The 17,775-nt window shown below is 59.9% G+C and carries 17 protein-coding genes and 1 pseudogene; 10 read left to right on the top strand and 8 right to left on the bottom strand.

Annotated features, from left to right (window positions below; translation table 11 throughout):
• Positions 1-38 precede the first annotated feature (38 nt).
• Positions 39-1,613, top strand: a complete 1,575-nt coding sequence (locus tag D882_RS0128435; RefSeq protein WP_027926361.1) for a phospholipase D family protein — start codon at positions 39-41, stop codon at positions 1,611-1,613.
• A gap of 115 nt (positions 1,614-1,728) precedes the next feature.
• Here the strand turns inward: D882_RS0128435 and D882_RS0128430 are convergent, their stop codons facing one another.
• Together D882_RS0128430 and D882_RS0128425 are read right to left on the bottom strand one after the other, a co-directional pair.
• Complete coding sequence (locus D882_RS0128430) at positions 1,729-2,874, bottom strand: MFS transporter (protein WP_027926360.1); 1,146 nt, start codon at positions 2,872-2,874, stop codon at positions 1,729-1,731.
• 179 nt (positions 2,875-3,053) lie between these two features.
• Positions 3,054-4,547 carry an aldehyde dehydrogenase gene (locus tag D882_RS0128425; protein WP_027926359.1) on the bottom strand — a complete coding sequence of 498 codons (1,494 nt, stop codon included), beginning with the start codon at positions 4,545-4,547 and terminating at the stop codon, positions 3,054-3,056.
• A 227-nt stretch (positions 4,548-4,774) separates the two neighbouring features.
• Here D882_RS0128425 and D882_RS0128420 point away from each other — a divergent pair, with 227 nt between their 5' ends.
• Positions 4,775-5,137 (top strand): cupin domain-containing protein, encoded by a 363-nt coding sequence (locus tag D882_RS0128420; protein WP_027926358.1) that lies wholly within the window; start codon positions 4,775-4,777, stop codon positions 5,135-5,137.
• 71 nt (positions 5,138-5,208) lie between these two features.
• Here the strand turns inward: D882_RS0128420 and rpmG are convergent, their stop codons facing one another.
• Positions 5,209-5,364 (bottom strand): 50S ribosomal protein L33, encoded by a 156-nt coding sequence (rpmG, locus tag D882_RS0128415; protein ID WP_007894709.1) that lies wholly within the window; start codon positions 5,362-5,364, stop codon positions 5,209-5,211.
• 11 nt (positions 5,365-5,375) lie between these two features.
• On the bottom strand, positions 5,376-5,609 hold the full coding sequence (gene rpmB, locus D882_RS0128410) for a 50S ribosomal protein L28 (RefSeq protein ID WP_007894701.1): 234 nt from the start codon (positions 5,607-5,609) through the stop codon (positions 5,376-5,378).
• Positions 5,610-6,055: 446 nt separating this feature from the next.
• On the opposite strand from rpmB, the gene D882_RS0128405 reads away from it, so the two are divergent.
• A complete protein-coding gene (locus D882_RS0128405; RefSeq protein ID WP_027926357.1) occupies positions 6,056-7,645 on the top strand; it encodes an ABC transporter substrate-binding protein in 1,590 nt (529 codons plus the stop codon).
• A gap of 134 nt (positions 7,646-7,779) precedes the next feature.
• On the opposite strand, the gene radC is transcribed toward D882_RS0128405, so the two are convergent.
• Positions 7,780-8,454 carry a DNA repair protein RadC gene (gene radC, locus D882_RS0128400; RefSeq protein ID WP_027926356.1) on the bottom strand — a complete coding sequence of 225 codons (675 nt, stop codon included), beginning with the start codon at positions 8,452-8,454 and terminating at the stop codon, positions 7,780-7,782.
• Positions 8,455-8,590: 136 nt separating this feature from the next.
• On the opposite strand from radC, the gene coaBC reads away from it, so the two are divergent.
• The 4 genes and pseudogenes from coaBC to argB all read left to right on the top strand — a co-directional run bounded on the left by coaBC (position 8,591) and on the right by argB (position 12,840).
• Positions 8,591-9,799, top strand: a complete 1,209-nt coding sequence (coaBC, locus tag D882_RS0128395; RefSeq protein WP_027926355.1) for a bifunctional phosphopantothenoylcysteine decarboxylase/phosphopantothenate--cysteine ligase CoaBC — start codon at positions 8,591-8,593, stop codon at positions 9,797-9,799.
• A gap of 5 nt (positions 9,800-9,804) precedes the next feature.
• On the top strand, positions 9,805-10,260 hold the full coding sequence (gene dut / locus D882_RS0128390) for a dUTP diphosphatase (RefSeq protein ID WP_027926354.1): 456 nt from the start codon (positions 9,805-9,807) through the stop codon (positions 10,258-10,260).
• A gap of 272 nt (positions 10,261-10,532) precedes the next feature.
• A pseudogene (locus tag D882_RS0128385) lies at positions 10,533-11,909 on the top strand (phosphomannomutase/phosphoglucomutase); the annotation flags it as partial.
• A 25-nt stretch (positions 11,910-11,934) separates the two neighbouring features.
• On the top strand, positions 11,935-12,840 hold the full coding sequence (gene argB, locus D882_RS0128380) for an acetylglutamate kinase (RefSeq protein WP_027926352.1): 906 nt from the start codon (positions 11,935-11,937) through the stop codon (positions 12,838-12,840).
• A 203-nt stretch (positions 12,841-13,043) separates the two neighbouring features.
• Here argB and pyrE read toward each other — a convergent pair whose 3' ends face one another.
• Positions 13,044-13,688 (bottom strand): orotate phosphoribosyltransferase, encoded by a 645-nt coding sequence (gene pyrE / locus D882_RS0128375; protein WP_027926351.1) that lies wholly within the window; start codon positions 13,686-13,688, stop codon positions 13,044-13,046.
• Between the two features lie 81 nt (positions 13,689-13,769).
• On the opposite strand from pyrE, the gene D882_RS0128370 reads away from it, so the two are divergent.
• Positions 13,770-14,549 carry an exodeoxyribonuclease III gene (locus D882_RS0128370; protein WP_007934608.1) on the top strand — a complete coding sequence of 260 codons (780 nt, stop codon included), beginning with the start codon at positions 13,770-13,772 and terminating at the stop codon, positions 14,547-14,549.
• Between the two features lie 183 nt (positions 14,550-14,732).
• Here D882_RS0128370 and D882_RS0128365 read toward each other — a convergent pair whose 3' ends face one another.
• The gene (locus D882_RS0128365; protein ID WP_027926350.1) at positions 14,733-15,101 is read right to left on the bottom strand and encodes a DUF4870 domain-containing protein; all 369 of its coding nucleotides are present in this window, start codon (positions 15,099-15,101) and stop codon (positions 14,733-14,735) included.
• 29 nt (positions 15,102-15,130) lie between these two features.
• On the bottom strand, positions 15,131-15,853 hold the full coding sequence (gene rph, locus D882_RS0128360) for a ribonuclease PH (protein WP_010465211.1): 723 nt from the start codon (positions 15,851-15,853) through the stop codon (positions 15,131-15,133).
• Positions 15,854-16,120: 267 nt separating this feature from the next.
• Between rph and D882_RS0128355 the strand changes: the two genes are divergently transcribed.
• On the top strand, positions 16,121-16,984 hold the full coding sequence (locus tag D882_RS0128355) for a YicC/YloC family endoribonuclease (protein WP_027926349.1): 864 nt from the start codon (positions 16,121-16,123) through the stop codon (positions 16,982-16,984).
• 12 nt (positions 16,985-16,996) lie between these two features.
• Positions 16,997-17,617: a guanylate kinase gene (gene gmk, locus D882_RS0128350; RefSeq protein ID WP_027926348.1), complete on the top strand. Its 621-nt coding sequence runs from the start codon at positions 16,997-16,999 to the stop codon at positions 17,615-17,617.
• Positions 17,618-17,775 lie beyond the last annotated feature (158 nt).

Below are 17,775 nucleotides of genomic sequence, written 5' to 3'. Positions count from 1 at the left end.
CATATGCCGACACCTGCCGCCAATCGGAACGATCCTACGTGAGAGTCAGACAAAACCTGCTCGCTGTTCTGCTCTTCGCCTCGTTCCTCAGCGGCTGCGCCAGCGTTGACGTTCAGCGTCAGGCCAGTCAGGCGCTGCCCGCCAGAGACTCGGCGTTCGGCCGTTCGGTCCAGGCGCAGGCTGCGCCGCATCAGGGCCAGTCGGGCTTTCGCCTGCTGTCCGACAGTACCGAAGCCTTCACCGCTCGCGCCGAGCTGATCCGCAACGCGCAAAGCAGCCTCGATTTGCAGTACTACATCGTGCATGACGGCATCAGCACGCGGATGCTCGTCGAGGAGTTGCTCAAAGCGGCAGATCGCGGCGTACGCGTCAGGGTGCTGCTAGACGACACCACCAGCGACGGCCTGGACCAGATCATCGCCACCCTCGCCGCGCACCCGAACATTCAGATCCGCGTCTTCAACCCGTTGCACCTGGGTCGCAGCACCGGCGTGACACGAACCATGGGCCGCTTGTTCAACCTGTCGCAGCAACACCGGCGCATGCACAACAAGTTGTGGCTGGCGGACAACAGCATGGCCATCGTGGGTGGGCGCAATCTGGGCGACGAGTATTTCGATGCCGAGCCCAACCTGAATTTCACTGACATCGACATGCTCGGCGTCGGCCCGGTGGCCGAACAACTGGGGCACAGTTTTGATCAGTACTGGAACAGCGCGCTGAGCAAGCCGATCGAACAATTCCTGTCCAGCAAACCCACGGCCAAGGACCTGAAAAACACCCGGACCCGCCTCGAGGAATCGCTGGATGACACGCGCAAAGAGAACCATGCGCTGTACCAACAACTGATGACGTTCAAGACGCATCCGCGCCTGGACATCTGGCGTCGTGAGCTGATCTGGGCCTGGAACCAGGCGCTGTGGGATGCCCCGAGCAAGGTGCTGGCCGACGGAGAGCCGGACCCGCATTTGTTGCTGACGACACAATTGGCGCCCGAACTGAACGGCGTCAGCAAAGAGCTGATCATGATCTCGGCTTACTTCGTGCCCGGCCAGCCTGGACTGGTGTACCTGACCGGTCGCGCCGATGCCGGGGTCTCGGTGAGTTTGCTGACCAATTCGCTGGAAGCCACGGACGTGCCGGCCGTGCATGGCGGCTATGCGCCCTATCGCAAGGCGTTGCTGGAACACGGCGTGAAGTTATTCGAACTACGGCGTCAACCGGGTGAAGGAGGAAGCGGCGGCAGTGGACCACACTTCTTTGGACGCCCCGCTTACCAAGGCTCCGACTCCAGCCTGCACAGCAAGGCGATGATCTTCGATCAGCAGAAATCCTTCGTCGGCTCGTTCAATTTCGATCCGCGCTCGGTGCTGTGGAACACCGAAGTCGGGGTGCTGGTGGACAGCCCCGAACTGGCCGCGCATGTGCGCGACCTGGCAATGCAGGGTATGGAGCCACCATTGAGCTATGAGGCGAAACTGCAGGATGGCAAGGTGGTTTGGGTCACTGAAGACGACGGCAAACTGCACACCCTGACCAAGGAACCGGGGAGCTGGTGGCGACGGTTCAATGCGTGGATGAGTACCACGGTCGGCCTCGAACGGATGCTCTGACAAGCGATAAAAATCTGTAGGAGTGAGCCTGCTCGCGATGGCGTCACGCCAGCCAACACAGATGCCTAATGACACATCGCTATCGCGAGCAGGCTCACTCCTACAGGGGACGGTGTCAGGCGGGTTCGGCCACCGTGCCAAACGCACCCTGGCGCATCAGCAGAATCACCAACCCAAACGCACCGGCTGCCATCAGCAACGGCAACGCATGCCCGCTGATCCACTGGCTACCCGCCCCAGCGGCCAACGGCCCGACCAGGCAACCAATCCCCCACAGCTGCGCGATATGCGCATTGGCGCGCACCAGCGCATCGTCGCGATAACGCTCGCCGATCAGGATCAGTGACAAGGTAAACAAACCGCCTGCACTGGCACCAAACAGCACCCACAACGGCCAGATCAGCAGCGTGTCGATCAGCAGCGGAATCGCCAGGCTCGACAGCAGCAACACCACCGCGCAGCCCGTAAACAGCGTGCGCCGCGACAGACGATCCGCCAGCGCACCAATCGGCAATTGCAGCAACGCATCACCGACCACCACGGTACTGACCATCGCCAGGGCGATTTCCGTGGTGAAACCCTGGCGCAGGCAATACACCGGCAACAAGGTCAGGATCATCGCTTCGAAGGCGGCGAACAGCGACACCGCCCAGGCAATCGCCGGCAGGCCACGGCAGAAAGCCAGCAAGTCGCTGAAGGTCACGCTGCTCGCTTCACTGCTGGGCGCGCCGCTGCGACCCAACAACAGGAACGGTGCTGTCGTCAGCAAGCCGACACCGACCCAAAAACCGTAATCATGTTCGGTGCCCAGAACGCCCAATAGCACCGGGCCAGCAAGTTGGCTCAGGGCATAGCTGCAGCCATACAGCGCCACCAGCCGCCCGCGCCACTGTTCGACCACGAGCTGGTTGATCCAGCTTTCACCGAGGATAAACACCAGCGTCAGGATCACCCCGATCATCAGGCGCAACAGCAGCCAGATCGGGTAGCTCGGCATCAGGGCCAGCAAGCCGATGGACAACGCCCCGGCCCACAGGCACAGACGCATCAGATTCGCCGTGCCCAGACGCGCGGCCAGGTGGCTGGAGATCTTCGCCCCCAGCAACACGCCAATGGCCGGCATTGCCGCCATCACACCGATGGCGAACGAGCCATAGCCCCAGCTTTCCAGGCGAAACGACACCAGCGGCATGCTGACGCCCAAGGCCAGGCCGACACTCAAGACAGACGCCAACACGGCGAAATAAGTCGCCCAACGCATGTTCCACGCTCCTGTGGATATTTTTATGTACAACACAAAACACTGTGGGAGCGAGCTTGCTCGCGATAGCGGTTTCACATTCAACAATGACGTCGACTGTCAGACCGCTATCGCGAGCAAGCTCGCTCCCACAGGGGATCTTCGTTGTGCCGGGCCCCGGTATCGGGGCCCGTTACTGATTACAACTTGATCCAGGTCGCCTTCAGCTCGGTGTACTTGTCGAACGCGTGCAGCGACTTGTCGCGGCCATTACCCGACTGCTTGAAGCCACCGAACGGTGCAGTCATGTCGCCACCGTCGTACTGGTTGACCCAGACGCTACCGGCACGCAGCGCACGGGCGGTCAGGTGAGCCTTGGAGATGTCCTTGGTCCACACCGCAGCGGCGAGGCCGTATGGCGTGTCGTTGGCAATCGCAACGGCTTCTTCGGCGGTGTCGAAAGCGATGACCGACAAGACGGGGCCAAAGATTTCTTCCTGAGCGATTTTCATCGCGTTGCTCACACCGTCGAAAATCGTTGGCTCAACGTAAGTGCCACCCGTCTCCTGAAGCGTGCGCTTGCCCCCGGCCACCAGTTTGGCGCCGTCGGCATGACCGGACTCAATGTAGGACAGTACGGTGTTCATCTGCTGGGTATCGACCAGCGCGCCGACGTTGGTCGCCGGGTCCAGCGGGTTGCCTGGCTTCCAGGTTTTCAGGGCCTCGATCACCAGCGGCAGGAATGCATCCTTGATCGAACGCTCCACCAGCAGGCGCGAACCGGCGGTGCAGACTTCGCCCTGGTTGAAGGCGATGGCGCCGGCAGCGGCTTCGGCCGCTTCCTGCAGGTTCGGTGCATCGGCAAATACGATGTTCGGGCTCTTGCCGCCGGCTTCGAGCCAGACGCGTTTCATGTTCGACTCGCCCGAGTAGATCAGCAGTTGCTTGGCGATTTTGGTCGAACCGGTGAACACCAGCGTGTCGACATCGTTGTGCAGGGCCAGGGCCTTGCCGACGGTGTGACCGTAACCCGGCAGCACGTTCAACACGCCTTTAGGGATACCGGCTTCAACGGCCAGTGCCGCGATGCGAATGGCGGTCAGCGGCGATTTTTCCGACGGCTTGAGGATCACCGAGTTACCGGTGGACAGTGCCGGGCCGAGTTTCCAGCAGGCCATCATCAGCGGGAAGTTCCACGGCACGATGGCCCCCACGACACCGACCGGCTCGCGCGTCACCAGACCCAGCTGATCGTGCGGGGTGGCTGCGACTTCGTCGTAGATCTTGTCGATGGCTTCGCCGCTCCAGCTCAGGGCTTGCGCCGCGCCGGGAACGTCGATGTATAGGGAATCGCTGATTGGCTTGCCCATGTCCAGGGTTTCAAGCAGCGCCAGCTCTTCAGCATTCTGCTTCAACAGGCCGGCGAAACGGATCATGGTGGCTTTGCGTTTGGCGGGCGCCAGGCGCGACCAGACGCCGGAATTGAAGATGGCGCGAGCGTTTTCAACAGCGCGCTGGGCGTCGGCGGCGTCACAGCTGGCGATCTTGCCCAGCAGACGGCCATCGACCGGGCTGATGCACTCGAAGGTCTCGGCGGAGACAGCGTCGGTGTATTCGCCATTGATGTAGGCGCGGCCTTCGATCTTCAGATCGCGAGCGCGTTGTTCCCAGTCGGCACGAGTCAGGGTGGTCATTCGAGTGTCCTCCTCTTATTGAATACGAACGCTGCGCGGTCTTCGCGGGCGCTGTCAGGAATTCTGCCCGGCCAGCCTGCTTTTTCGGCCCAAGGCAACTGCCACCCTAAACCAGCCACCCCTCATGTTTCAATATATTTGACATAAGGCCGGCAAACGGCCTTGCGATGTTCATTTTAATAAACATAGACTTTGGACTTTTCAGGCAATCACGGGAAATTACAACAATGAATATCCAGGATGTCGTCGACTTCAGCCAGGCCACGACCGCGCCCGAGCGCTATCGGCCGGACCCGGCGAAAGTCCTCAAGGGCGATCCCGAGCAAGCGGTGTACAACCATTACAACAGCCCGTGCGGGCAGTTGAATGCTGGTGTTTGGGAAGGCGAAGTCGGGCAATGGACGGTGAACTTCACCGAACACGAGTACTGCGAAATCGTTCAAGGGGTTTCGGTGCTGCGCGACAACGATGGCAACAGCAAAACCCTGCGCGCGGGTGACCGCTTCGTGATTCCTGCCGGCTTCCGTGGCACCTGGGAAGTACTGGAGCCGTGCCGCAAGATTTATGTGGCATTTGAGCAGAAGGCTTGAGGCTTTCCTGAGGCAACAAAAAAGGCCCGCATCTCGCGATACGGGCCTTTTTCGCAAGAGAGAAAAATCAATTACTTGATTTTGCCTTCTTTGTAGATCACGTGCTTGCGAACAACCGGATCAAATTTCTTGATCTCGATTTTGTCCGGGGTAGTACGCTTGTTCTTGTCGGTAGTGTAGAAGTGACCAGTACCGGCGCTCGAAATCAAACGAATCAATTCACGCATGATTAGCTCCCTTAGATCTTGCCGGCTTTGCGGATTTCGGCCAGCACGACAGTGATGCCACGCTTGTCGATAATACGCATGCCTTTGGCAGATACGCGCAGACGCACGAAACGTTTCTCTTCTTCAACCCAGAAGCGGTGATGCTGCAGGTTCGGCAGGAAACGACGACGGGTTTTGTTGTTTGCGTGGGAAATGTTATTCCCAGTCACCGGACCCTTACCGGTAACTTGACATACTCTCGACATGCCTCAGCCCTCTAAAACCACATGCCCAACCCGGCATGGGTTGGCCGCTTAATCTCTCAGTCATTTGGCGCCAGGCGCCGCGTTTCTTTAGAGGTCTTACCGGCTACACCTACAGTGAAGGAACCGGGCCCCTAGAAAAGAGCGCTGCTTTATACCAGAAAGACTGAAGAGCAACAACATTCCGTGTGCACAGACTAAATAAAAACCCGGTTTTTCGGGCCACAAGCGCCTTGGATAAAGGCTATCGTTGCGAAAGACCGCTCGTCGCAGAGAATCGGCCAACCGGCCAACCCAGGGTTCTTCTCAGCCGGTGCGCACTGAAAACAATCGCACATACTCCCCTTAAAATGAAAAAGGGGATAGTCATTTGCAAAAGAGCCCACTAGGGTAAGCCTTTTCCAGACTGCACTTGCAGATGGGCCTTCGATCTGTAAAGGAATCCGACCATGCGCCTCGCTGCCCTACCCCTGTTGCTCGCCCCTCTCCTGCTGAGCCCACTGGCCCATGCCGCGGCGCTTAGCGTCTGCACCGAGGCCAGCCCCGAAGGGTTCGACGTGGTGCAATACAACTCGCTGACCACCACCAACGCCTCGGCCGACGTGCTGATGAACCGCCTGGTGGACTTCGACACGGCCAGCGGCAAAGTGGTCGCCAGCCTGGCGGACAGCTGGGAAGTCACGCCCGACGGCCTGACGTACGTGTTCAAACTGCATCCGCAGGTGAAATTCCACCGCACCGACTACTTCAGCCCGACGCGCGACCTGACCGCCGAAGACGTGATTTTTAGCTTCGAGCGCATGCTCGATCCGGCCAACCCGTGGCACAAGGTCGCCCAGAGCGGTTTCCCGCACGCGCAATCGATGCAATTGCCCACGCTGATCAAGAAGATCGACGCGCTGGACCCGTTGACCGTGCGTTTCACCCTCGATCACCCGGACTCGACGTTCCTGGCCACTCTGAGCATGGGCTTCGCCTCGATCTATTCCGCCGAGTACGCCGACAAGCTGATGAAGGCCGGCGCTGCAGAGAAGCTCAACAGCCAGCCCATCGGCACCGGCCCGTTCGTGTTCACTCGCTTCCAGAAAGACGCCTCGATTCGCTACAAGGCCAACCCGGACTACTTTGGCGGCAAGCCTTCAGTGGACCCGCTGATCTTCGCGATCACACCGGATGCCAACGTGCGACTGCAGAAATTGCGTCGTAATGAATGCCAGATCGCCCTGTCGCCCAAGCCACTGGACGTACAGGCCGCGCTGAAAGAGCCGACATTGAAAGTGGAAAAGACTGACGCCTTCATGACCGCATTTGTGGGCATCAACAGCCAGCATCCACCGCTGGACAAACCGGAAGTGCGCCAGGCGATCAACCTTGCGTTCGACAAGGCCAATTACATCAAAGCGGTGTTCGAGGACACCGCCGAGCCAGCCAATGGCCCGTACCCACCGAATACCTGGAGTTACGCCAAAGGCCTGCCGGGCTACCCGCACGACGTAGCGAAAGCCAAGGCCTTGATGGTCAAGGCCGGGCTGAAAGACGGTTTCCAGACCACCATCTGGACCCGTCCTTCCGGCAGTTTGCTGAACCCCAACCCAAGCCTTGGCGCGCAGTTGCTTCAATCCGACCTCGCGGAAATCGGCATTCAAGCCGAAATCCGGGTGATCGAATGGGGCGAACTGATCCGTCGCGCCAAGGCCGGCGAGCATGACCTTCTGTTTATGGGCTGGGCCGGCGACAACGGTGATCCGGACAACTTCCTCACGCCGCAGTTTTCCTGCGCAGCGGTCAAGTCCGGCACCAACTTCGCCCGTTATTGCAATCAGGACCTGGACAAGCTCATCAGCGCCGGCAAGACCACCGGCGAGCAAGGTGTGCGCACCAAGCTCTATGAACAGGCGCAGGCGCAGATCCAGCAGCAGGCGTTGTGGCTGCCACTGGCTCACCCGACGGCTTTCGCGTTGACGCGCAAAGAGGTGGGGGGTTACTCGGTCAGCCCGTTCGGTCGTCAGGACTATTCGAAGGTAGTCCTCAAGCCATAAGCACCCACACAAAACCTGTGGGAGCGAGCTTGCCCGCGATAGCGGACTTTCAGGCGACAACTATGTTGAATGTGCCGACGTCATCGCGGGCAAGCCTGCTCCCACAGGGACTCACTTAGCGTCGAATCCCTCGCTCACATCCACCCATACTCAGCCATCGACAGCGGATCGCCGTCGCCGATGATGAAATGGTCGAGCACCCGCACATCAACCAGCTCCAGCGCCTCTTGCAGGCGTTTGGTCAGCAACCGATCAGCCTGACTCGGATCAGGATTGCCCGACGGATGGTTGTGGCACAGGATCAGAGCCGCGGCATTGTGCGCCAGAGCCCGTTTGACCACTTGCCGTGGATAGACGCTGGTATTGTCGATTGAGCCGCGAAACAGCGCTTCGAACGCCAGTACTCGGTGTTTGGAATCCAGAAACAGACAGCCAAACACCTCATGTGGCTCATGACGCAACATCGACTTGAGGTACTCACGCACGGCCAGCGGATTCTCAAGTACCGAGGTGTGACGCAACCGCTCGGCCAGATGCCTGCGCCCCATTTCCAGCACGGCCTGCAACTGCGCGTACTTTGCTGGGCCGAGTCCGAGCTCCCCACTGAAGGTGCGCAAATCCGCTTCCAGCAGTCTGCGCAGGCTGCCAAATTGACTCAACAGGTGTCGCGCCAGATCCACTGCGCTTTTACCGGATACACCGGTTCGTAGAAAAATCGCCAGCAACTCGGCGTCCGACAGTTTCGCCGAGCCATGCTCCAACAGCTTCTCCCGCGGCCGCTCCGCCGCCGGCCAATCACGAATACTCATAGCACCTTCCCTGTATGTGGGCGCCGCTGTTCCATAGCGGTCGCTGTGATATCGTAGCCCATCTTTTTTGCTGGCGATTTCATCCCTGGGGAGGGGGTCTCGCCATGCTGTCATCAACGAAATGAAAGGCAGACCTATGCAGCGGCTGTATCGGAAACGCATCGTTCTGGGCGTCGGCGGCGGCATTGCTGCCTACAAGAGCGCTGACCTGGTTCGCCGCCTGATCGACCAGGGCGCCGAAGTGCGCGTGGTCATGACCCGTGGCGGCAGCGAGTTCATCACCCCGCTGACCATGCAGGCCTTGTCCGGCCACCCCGTCCACCTCGACCTGCTGGACCCGGCGGCTGAAGCTGCCATGGGCCACATCGAGCTGGCCAAATGGGCCGACATGGTGCTGATCGCCCCTGCCACCGCGGACCTGATCGCCCGCCTGGCCCAAGGCATTGCCGACGATCTGCTGACCACGTTGGTGCTGGCCACTGACGCCGTGGTGGCCGTTGCTCCGGCGATGAACCAGGCCATGTGGCGCGACCCGGCAACCCAGGCCAACCTGCAAACCCTCGAAAGCCGCGACATCAAGGCCTTCGGCCCGGCCTCCGGCAGCCAGGCCTGTGGCGACGTCGGCCTGGGGCGCATGCTCGAAGCCGTCGAACTCGCCCAATGCGCGGCGGACTGCTTCCAGCGCAAAGCGTTGACCGGCAAACACGTGCTGATCACCGCCGGCCCGACCCAGGAAAACATCGATCCGGTGCGCTACATCACCAACCACAGCTCCGGGAAAATGGGCTTTGCCCTGGCCGAAGCCGCGGTAGAGGCCGGCGCCCGCGTGACCCTGATCACCGGTCCGGTGCACCTGCCAACACCGGATCGCGTGACGCGCATCGACGTGGTCAGTGCCCGCGACATGCTCGCCGCCTGCGAAGCTGCGATCCCTTGCGACCTGTTCATCGCCTCGGCAGCGGTCGCGGACTACCGCCCGGAAGTCGTCGCCCCACAGAAACTCAAGAAAGACCCTACGAACGGCGACGGCTTGTTGCTACAGATGGTGCGTAACCCGGACATCCTGGCCACCATCGCCACACGCCCTGACCGTCCGTTCAGTGTCGGTTTCGCCGCTGAAACCGAACACCTGCTCGACTACGCTGCGCGCAAGTTGAAAGACAAGAACCTCGATTTGATCGTTGCCAACGATGTCGCCAACCCGAGCATTGGCTTCAACAGCGAAGAAAACGCCTGCAGCGTGATCGACCGCGAGCTACACGCCACACTTTTCGCCCAGACCAGCAAGAGCAAGATTGCTCGCCAGCTGATCACTTTTATCGCCGAACGTCTGAACCAGGTTTAATTTACATGCACGCTTTGCAAGCCAAGATCCTCGACCCTCGCATCGGAACCGAATTCCCGCTGCCGCAATACGCCACCCCAGGCTCCGCCGGCCTCGACCTGCGCGCCATGCTGGAAAAAGACATCGTGATCAAGCCGGGTGAAACCGTGCTGATTCCGACCGGCCTGTCGGTCTACATCGGCGATCCGGGCCTGGCGGCACTGATTCTGCCGCGTTCTGGCCTGGGCCATAAGCACGGCATCGTGCTGGGCAACCTGGTCGGCTTGATCGACTCCGATTACCAGGGCCCGTTGATGGTGTCCTGCTGGAACCGTGGCCAGACCGAATTCACCATGGTCGTTGGCGAGCGCCTCGCTCAATTGGTGCTGGTGCCCGTGGTTCAAGCGCATTTCGAGATGGTTGAAGAGTTCGTCGAAACCCAGCGCGGCACGGGCGGTTTCGGACATTCCGGCAGCCATTGATCCGATAGAAAACCAGTGGGAGCGAGCTTGCTCGCTCCCACTGGTTTGGCACTGAATTACAACGTTCATCTGGAAGGTTTACCGCCGAAAATCAAGGCATTGGCCGTCCCAGGTTCCGCTAATCCCGGTGGCATGGCCTTTTCGCACCACGAACTCTCCGCGGAAAACGCCGTCATACCCTTCAGTTTGAGCCGGCCGATGCATTTGTCGCAGGCAGGTACAGCCACTTTCGAGATGGAGCATTCCTACAGATGAACACCCCCGCCCAAGTCGCCCCCAAGTTTCCCGACAGCATCTTCCGTGCGTACGACATTCGCGGCACCGTCCCGGAGTTCTTGAACGCTGAAACCGCTTACTGGCTCGGCCGCGCCATCGGCGCCCAAAGCCTGGCTCAGGACGAACCGAACGTTTCCGTGGGTCGCGACGGCCGCCTGTCCGGCCCGGAGCTGGTCGAACAACTGATCAAAGGCCTGGCCGATGCCGGTTGCCACGTCAGCGACGTCGGCCTGGTGCCGACGCCGGCGCTGTACTACGCCGCCAACGTATTGGCCGGCAAATCGGGCGTGATGCTCACCGGCAGCCACAACCCGTCGAATTACAACGGCTTCAAGATCGTCATCGCCGGCGACACCTTGGCCAACGAACAGATCCAGGCCCTGCACGACCGCCTCAAGACCCACAACCTGAGCAGCGGCAAGGGCAGCGTGACCAAGGTCGAGATCCTCGACCGCTACAACACCGAAATCGTCCAGGACATCAAACTGGCCCGTCGCCTGAAAGTCGTGGTCGACTGCGGCAACGGTGCGGCCGGCGTGATCGCCCCACAGTTGATCGAAGCGCTGAACTGCGAAGTCATTCCGCTGTTCTGCGACGTCGACGGCAACTTCCCGAACCACCACCCGGACCCGGGTAAGCCTGAAAACCTTGTCGACCTGATCGCCAAGGTCAAGGAAACCAACGCCGACCTCGGCCTGGCCTTCGACGGCGACGGCGACCGCGTTGGCGTCGTGACCAACACCGGCAGCATCGTCTACCCAGACCGCCTGCTGATGCTGTTCGCCCGCGACGTGTTGGCGCGCAACCCGGACGCGGAGATCATCTTCGACGTCAAATGCACCCGCCGCCTGGTTCCGCTGATCAAGGAATATGGCGGTCGGCCGCTAATGTGGAAGACCGGTCACTCGTTGATCAAAAAGAAAATGAAACAATCCGGCGCGTTGCTGGCCGGCGAAATGAGCGGGCACATTTTCTTCAAGGAACGCTGGTTCGGCTTCGACGACGGCATTTACAGCGCCGCGCGTCTGCTGGAGATCCTCAGCAAAGAAAAATCCACCGCGGAAGAGCTGTTTGCGACCTTCCCGAACGATATTTCTACGCCGGAAATCAATATCCATGTGACCGAAGAGAGCAAATTCAGCATCATTGATGCACTGCACGATGCGAAGTGGGGCGAAGGCGCTGACCTGACCACCATCGACGGCGTGCGAGTCGACTACGCCAAAGGCTGGGGCCTGGTGCGCGCCTCCAACACCACACCGGTGCTGGTGCTGCGTTTCGAGGCCGATGATGAGGCTGAATTGCAGCGCATCAAGGACGTGTTCCACACCCAGCTGAAACGTGTTGCACCTGATCTCCAATTACCGTTTTGATTTAACGAAGCACCCGGAGCCCTGAATGACCCTCGAACGCGAAGCCGCCGCCAACACCGCCAAGGTCCTGTCCGAAGCGCTGCCTTACATTCGCCGCTATGTCGGCAAGACGCTGGTGATCAAATACGGCGGCAACGCGATGGAAAGCGAGGAGCTGAAAACCGGCTTCGCCCGCGACATCGTCTTGATGAAGGCCGTGGGCATCAACCCGGTCGTGGTTCACGGCGGCGGCCCGCAAATCGGCGACCTGCTCAAGCGCTTGTCGATCGAGAGCCATTTTGTCGACGGCATGCGCGTCACTGACGCCGCGACCATGGACGTGGTGGAAATGGTTCTCGGCGGTCAGGTCAACAAAAGCATCGTCAACCTGATCAACCGTCACGGCGGCAGCGCCATCGGCCTGACCGGTAAAGACGCCGGGCTGATTCGCGCGAAGAAACTGACCGTCACCCGCCAGACCCCGGAGATGACCCAACCGGAAATCATCGACATCGGTCAGGTGGGCGAAGTGGTCGGGATCAACACCGAGCTGCTGAACCTGTTGGTGAAAGGCAACTTCATTCCGGTGATCGCGCCAATCGGCGTTGGCGAGAACGGCGAGTCGTACAACATCAACGCCGACCTGGTGGCCGGTAAAGTCGCCGAGGCGCTGAAAGCCGAGAAGCTGATGCTGCTGACCAACATCGCTGGCCTGATGGACAAGTCGGGCACCGTGCTGACCGGCCTGACCACCCAGCAGGTCGACGAGCTGATCGCTGACGGCACGATCTACGGCGGCATGCTGCCGAAGATCCGTTGCGCGCTGGAAGCGGTTCAGGGCGGCGTCGGCAGCTCGTTGATCATTGATGGCCGGGTGCCGAATGCGATTCTGCTGGAAATCTTCACCGATACCGGTGTGGGTACGCTGATCAGTAATCGCAAGCGTCCTTAAGCGGCACATACAAAAAGACCCCGCTCAGCCAGGCTGAGCGGGGTCTTTTTTTGCCTGCGATCCCTGCGGCATATCATCTTTTGTGGCGAGGGAGCTTGCTCCCGCTTGAGTGCGCAGCACTCACAAAATTCTTGGGTCTGCTACGCAGCCCGGCGGGAGCAAGCTCCCTCGCCACAAAGGCTCGCCCCCACAAAGGGACGGGGTTACACGCCGAATTGGGCGCGGTAGGCTTCTACGGCAGGCAAATGCTGCTTGAGCTGCGGATCGTCAGCCAGGAACTCCAGCACCTGGTTCAGCGAAACGATGCTGATCACCGGAATCCCGAAATCACGCTCCACTTCCTGAATCGCCGACAACTCACCGTTGCCACGCTCCTGACGGTTCAGGGCGATCAGCACGCCCTTGGCCTTGGCGCCATCCTGGGAAGCGATGATCTGCATCACTTCACGAATCGCGGTGCCGGCGGTGATCACGTCGTCGATGATCAGCACGTCGCCGGTCAGCGGTGCGCCGACCAGGCTGCCGCCTTCGCCGTGGGCCTTGGCCTCTTTGCGGTTGAAGCACCATGGCAGGTCACGGTCATGGTGTTCAGCCAGGGCCACTGCCGTGGTTGCCGCCAACGGGATGCCTTTGTAGGCCGGGCCAAACAGTACGTCGAACGAAATACCGCTCTCGACGATGGCTGCCGCGTAGAAACGACCCAGCTGCGCAAGGGCCGAACCCGTGTTGAACAGGCCAGCGTTGAAGAAGTAAGGACTGGTGCGCCCGGACTTCAGGGTGAACTCACCGAAGCGCAAAACGCCGCGATCGATGGCAAAACGAATGAAATCGCGCTGATACGCTTGCATGAAAAAACCCCAAATACCACGGATTTAGCTAATTAGGTTGACGCCGTGTATCATACACGCACGCGATTTTTGGGGCCATTTATGCGGATCATCAGTGTGAACGTCAATGGTATTCAGGCTGCAGTCGAGCGTGGTTTGCTCAGTTGGCTGCAAGCACAGAATGCCGACGTCATCTGCCTGCAGGACACCCGCGCCTCCGCCTTTGAACTGGACGATCCAGCCTTCCAACTGGATGGCTACTTCCTTTATGCCTGCGAAGCCGAAGTTCCTGCCCAGGGTGGCGTGGCTTTGTATTCGCGGTTGCAACCGAAGGCAGTCATCAGCGGTCTCGGCTTCGAGACGGCCGACCGCTACGGGCGTTACCTGCAAGCCGATTTCGACAAGGTCAGCATCGCGACCTTGCTGCTCCCTTCGGGGCAGAATGGCGATGAAGACTTGAACCAGAAGTTCAAGCTAATGGACGACTTCGCCCGTTATCTGGATAAACAGCGACGCAAACGTCGCGAGTACATTTACTGTGGCTCGCTGTACGTGGCGCAACAGAAGCTGGATATCAAGAACTGGCGCGACAGCCAGCAATCCCCGGGCTTCCTGGCACCTGAACGTGCCTGGATGGACGAGATTGTCGGCAACATGGGGTATGTTGATGCCCTGCGTGAAGTCAGCCGTGAAGGCGACCAGTACAGCTGGTGGCCGGACAACGAACAGGCGGAGATGCTCAACCTGGGCTGGCGTTTCGACTACCAGTTGCTGACCCCGGGCCTGCGCCGCTTTGTTCGTAGCGCGCGCCTGCCACGTCAGCCACGGTTCTCGCAGCATGCACCGCTGATCGTGGACTACGACTGGACGCTGACTATCTAAGCGTGAATTCGCAGATGCAAAAAAGCCGACATCACTGTCGGCTTTTTTGTGCGCGCTGATTTTTGGCTTTTTCTGTAGGAGTGAGCCTGCTCGCGATAGCGGCGTGTCAGGCGACATGAACTCTGATGTCAGACCGCAATCGCGAGCAGGCTCACTCCCACAGGGGAAAATCAGCGCTGGTCGTTATTTGATCAACCGCCAGGTGAATGGGTAACGGTAAGGGAACCCTTCGTTAGCCTTCACGCCCGCAATGATTGTCAGCACCAACGCGCCAATCGCCACCAGACCGAACATGAAGAACCCGATAATCACCACCATCAGCAAAAAGCAGATGGCCGAGGCAATGGCGACGGTGATCTGAAAGTTCAGCGCCTCCTTGCCCTGTGCATCGACAAACGGGTCCATCTCACGCTTCATCTGCCAGAGAATCAGCGGGCCGATCAACGTGCCAAACGGAATCCAGATCCCCAGCAAGGCGGACAAGTGACAAAACATCGCCCACTGTCGAGCCTCTTTGCTCGGGATGGGAAGCAGCTCTTGCTCATCACTCATAACGTCCTCCTTGGTTGAAGCGGGTCCGATCAGTCGGCCAGTGCAGCTTTTTGCAGCTCGAAGATTTCAGTCATGCCTTTCTTCGCCAGTTCCAGCATAGCGTTCAGCTCTTCAGGCTGGAACGGTGCGCCTTCGGCAGTGCCCTGAACTTCAATGAAACCGCCAGTGCTGGTCATCACCACGTTCAGGTCGGTCTCGGCAGCCGAGTCTTCCAGATAGTCGAGGTCGAGCACAGGTTCGCCCTGGTACATGCCCACGGAAACGGCCGCGATCATTTGCTTCAACGGGTCGCCGCCTTTCAGGCCGCCGCGTTTCTTGATCACTTTCAAGGCATCGACCAGTGCAACCATGGCGCCGGTGATGGACGCGGTGCGAGTGCCACCGTCAGCCTGGATCACGTCGCAGTCGACGTACAGGGTCACATCGCCCAGCTTGGACATGTCCAGCGAAGCGCGCAGGGAACGACCGATCAGACGCTGGATTTCCAGGGTACGGCCGCCTTGCTTGCCACGGCTCGCTTCACGCTGGTTACGCTCGCCAGTGGCGCGCGGCAGCATGCCGTATTCGGCGGTCAACCAGCCCTGGCCCTGGCCTTTGAGGAAACGCGGCACGCCGTTTTCGACGCTGACGGTGCAGATGACTTTGGTATCACCGAACTCGACCAGCACAGAACCCTCGGCGTGTTTGGTGTAGTTGCGGGTAATGCGGATCGAGCGGAGCTGATCGGCAGCGCGACCACTTGGACGTTTCATAGGGAATACCTGTACGGGGGACGGAAAACTGCGGAGCATTATAGAGCGGCAGGCCACGAGTGGGCACTTCTAAAAAATCCGCTCGACGACCGAAGGCCCTGAACAGCGCTTTACCGACGGCCTGCAGCCCTTTGTCACACCGTGTGTTTGGGCGCATCTGCCCCACTGCGCTACAATCCTGCGCCTTTGCTGCCTGTCGGCTTTAATTCACAGATATCGGGTCCGCGAAACCTTTGGTAACGCAAACCCGACTTGCGAGGTACCTCCATGGTGCACAGCATGACCGCCTTCGCCCGCGTAGAAAAAGCCGGCACCCAAGGCACCCTGAGCTGGGAACTGCGCTCGGTCAACAGCCGCTACCTGGAGCCGCACTTGCGCCTGCCGGAATCCTTTCGGGATCTCGAAGGCGCGGTCCGCGAGGCCCTGCGTCAAGGCATCTCCCGGGGCAAGCTTGAATGCACCCTGCGCTTCACCGAAGAAAACACCGACAAACCACTGCAAGTGGACCGCGAGCGCGCCGCGCAATTGGTCGCCGCTGCCGAGACGATTGCCAGCCTGATCAAGAACCCTGCGGCGCTCAACCCGCTGGAAGTGCTGGCGTGGCCTGGCGTGCTGGTAGGCGACGCCACCGACCCGCAAGCCTTGAATGCCGAAGCATTGGCGCTGTTCAACGAAGGCCTGAAAGAACTCAAGGCCGGTCGCGAGCGCGAAGGCGCGGAGTTGGCGCGGTTGATCAACGATCGCCTGACCTCCATTGAGGAAGACGTCGTCACCCTGCGCGAACTGGTCCCGCAGATGCTCGCCACCCAGCGCCAGAAAGTCCTCGACCGCTTCGCCGACATGAAGGCCGACCTCGACCCGCAGCGTCTGGAGCAGGAAATGGTCATGCTCGCGCAAAAGAGCGACGTCGCCGAAGAACTGGATCGCCTGAGCACTCACATCATCGAAGTTCGCCGGGTGCTCAAATCCGGCGGCGCTGCTGGTCGGCGCCTGGACTTCCTGATGCAGGAGCTCAACCGCGAAGCCAACACACTGGGCTCCAAAGCCTTCGACCCGCGCAGCACCCAAGCGGCGGTCAACCTCAAAGTGTTGATCGAGCAGATGCGCGAACAAGTGCAGAATATTGAGTAAGGCAAACCCGACATGACCCACAGCACCGGCACCCTGTACATCATTTCCGCCCCTTCGGGCGCGGGCAAGAGCAGCCTGGTCAAGGCTCTGACCGACACCAACCCGGAGATTCGCGTATCGATTTCCCACACCACCCGCGCCATGCGTCCGGGTGAAGTGGACGGCGTGAACTATCACTTCGTGACCCGCGAAGCCTTTGTGAAAATGGGCGAGCACGGTGATTTCCTGGAGCGCGCCGAAGTATTCGGCAACTTCTACGGCACCTCGCAAAGCCATCTGCAGCAGACGCTGGACGAAGGCCATGACCTGATTCTGGAAATCGACTGGCAAGGCGCAGAACAAGTGCGCAAGCTGATGCCCCAGGCGCGCTCGATCTTCATTCTGCCGCCATCGCTGCAAGCCTTGCACCAGCGCCTGACCAACCGTGGCCAAGACAGCGACGAGATCATTGCCGGCCGGATGCGCGAAGCCGTCAACGAAATGAGCCACTATGTCGAGTACGACTACCTGATCATCAATGACGATTTCTCCCACGCGCTGGATGACCTGAAGGCGATTTTCCGTGCCAATCAATTGCAACAGAAGCGCCAACAGGTGCGTTTCGGCAGGTTGCTGGCTGAATTGCTCGGCTAAACAGCACTTCCCAAAACCGCTGCAAGGGCTTTACATTGGTACTTGCAGCGCGTTGAAGGGCTTGGTCAAAAAATCAGCGCTTCCCTAATCGCTGGTGATTTTTTAAACTGTTCAGTCCGCTCGCCCACCCGGGCAGCGCGCATATTGCATTCGCTCCG

Origin of the sequence: Pseudomonas sp. URMO17WK12:I12 (assembly GCF_000514395.1) — a bacterium.
GTDB lineage: Bacteria > Pseudomonadota > Gammaproteobacteria > Pseudomonadales > Pseudomonadaceae > Aquipseudomonas > Aquipseudomonas mucoides.
This window is presented reverse-complemented; position numbering and strand designations above follow the sequence as displayed.

Bases quoted from the DNA above. Each gene is read 5' to 3' on its own strand.
- coaBC (WP_027926355.1), top strand. From the start codon at position 8,591: ATGCAGCGGCTGTATCGGAAACGCATCGTTCTGGGCGTCGGCGGCGGC.
- D882_RS0128405 (WP_027926357.1), top strand. From the start codon at position 6,056: ATGCGCCTCGCTGCCCTACCCCTGTTGCTCGCCCCTCTCCTGCTGAGC.
- D882_RS0128430 (WP_027926360.1), bottom strand. From the start codon at position 2,874: ATGCGTTGGGCGACTTATTTCGCCGTGTTGGCGTCTGTCTTGAGTGTC.
- rpmG (WP_007894709.1), bottom strand. From the start codon at position 5,364: ATGCGTGAATTGATTCGTTTGATTTCGAGCGCCGGTACTGGTCACTTC.
- D882_RS0128370 (WP_007934608.1), top strand. From the start codon at position 13,770: ATGCGGATCATCAGTGTGAACGTCAATGGTATTCAGGCTGCAGTCGAG.
- rpmB (WP_007894701.1), bottom strand. From the start codon at position 5,609: ATGTCGAGAGTATGTCAAGTTACCGGTAAGGGTCCGGTGACTGGGAAT.
- rph (WP_010465211.1), bottom strand. From the start codon at position 15,853: ATGAAACGTCCAAGTGGTCGCGCTGCCGATCAGCTCCGCTCGATCCGC.
- D882_RS0128425 (WP_027926359.1), bottom strand. From the start codon at position 4,547: ATGACCACCCTGACTCGTGCCGACTGGGAACAACGCGCTCGCGATCTG.
- D882_RS0128365 (WP_027926350.1), bottom strand. From the start codon at position 15,101: ATGAGTGATGAGCAAGAGCTGCTTCCCATCCCGAGCAAAGAGGCTCGA.
- D882_RS0128355 (WP_027926349.1), top strand. From the start codon at position 16,121: ATGGTGCACAGCATGACCGCCTTCGCCCGCGTAGAAAAAGCCGGCACC.
- pyrE (WP_027926351.1), bottom strand. From the start codon at position 13,688: ATGCAAGCGTATCAGCGCGATTTCATTCGTTTTGCCATCGATCGCGGC.
- gmk (WP_027926348.1), top strand. From the start codon at position 16,997: ATGACCCACAGCACCGGCACCCTGTACATCATTTCCGCCCCTTCGGGC.
- radC (WP_027926356.1), bottom strand. From the start codon at position 8,454: ATGAGTATTCGTGATTGGCCGGCGGCGGAGCGGCCGCGGGAGAAGCTG.
- dut (WP_027926354.1), top strand. From the start codon at position 9,805: ATGCACGCTTTGCAAGCCAAGATCCTCGACCCTCGCATCGGAACCGAA.
- D882_RS0128420 (WP_027926358.1), top strand. From the start codon at position 4,775: ATGAATATCCAGGATGTCGTCGACTTCAGCCAGGCCACGACCGCGCCC.
- argB (WP_027926352.1), top strand. From the start codon at position 11,935: ATGACCCTCGAACGCGAAGCCGCCGCCAACACCGCCAAGGTCCTGTCC.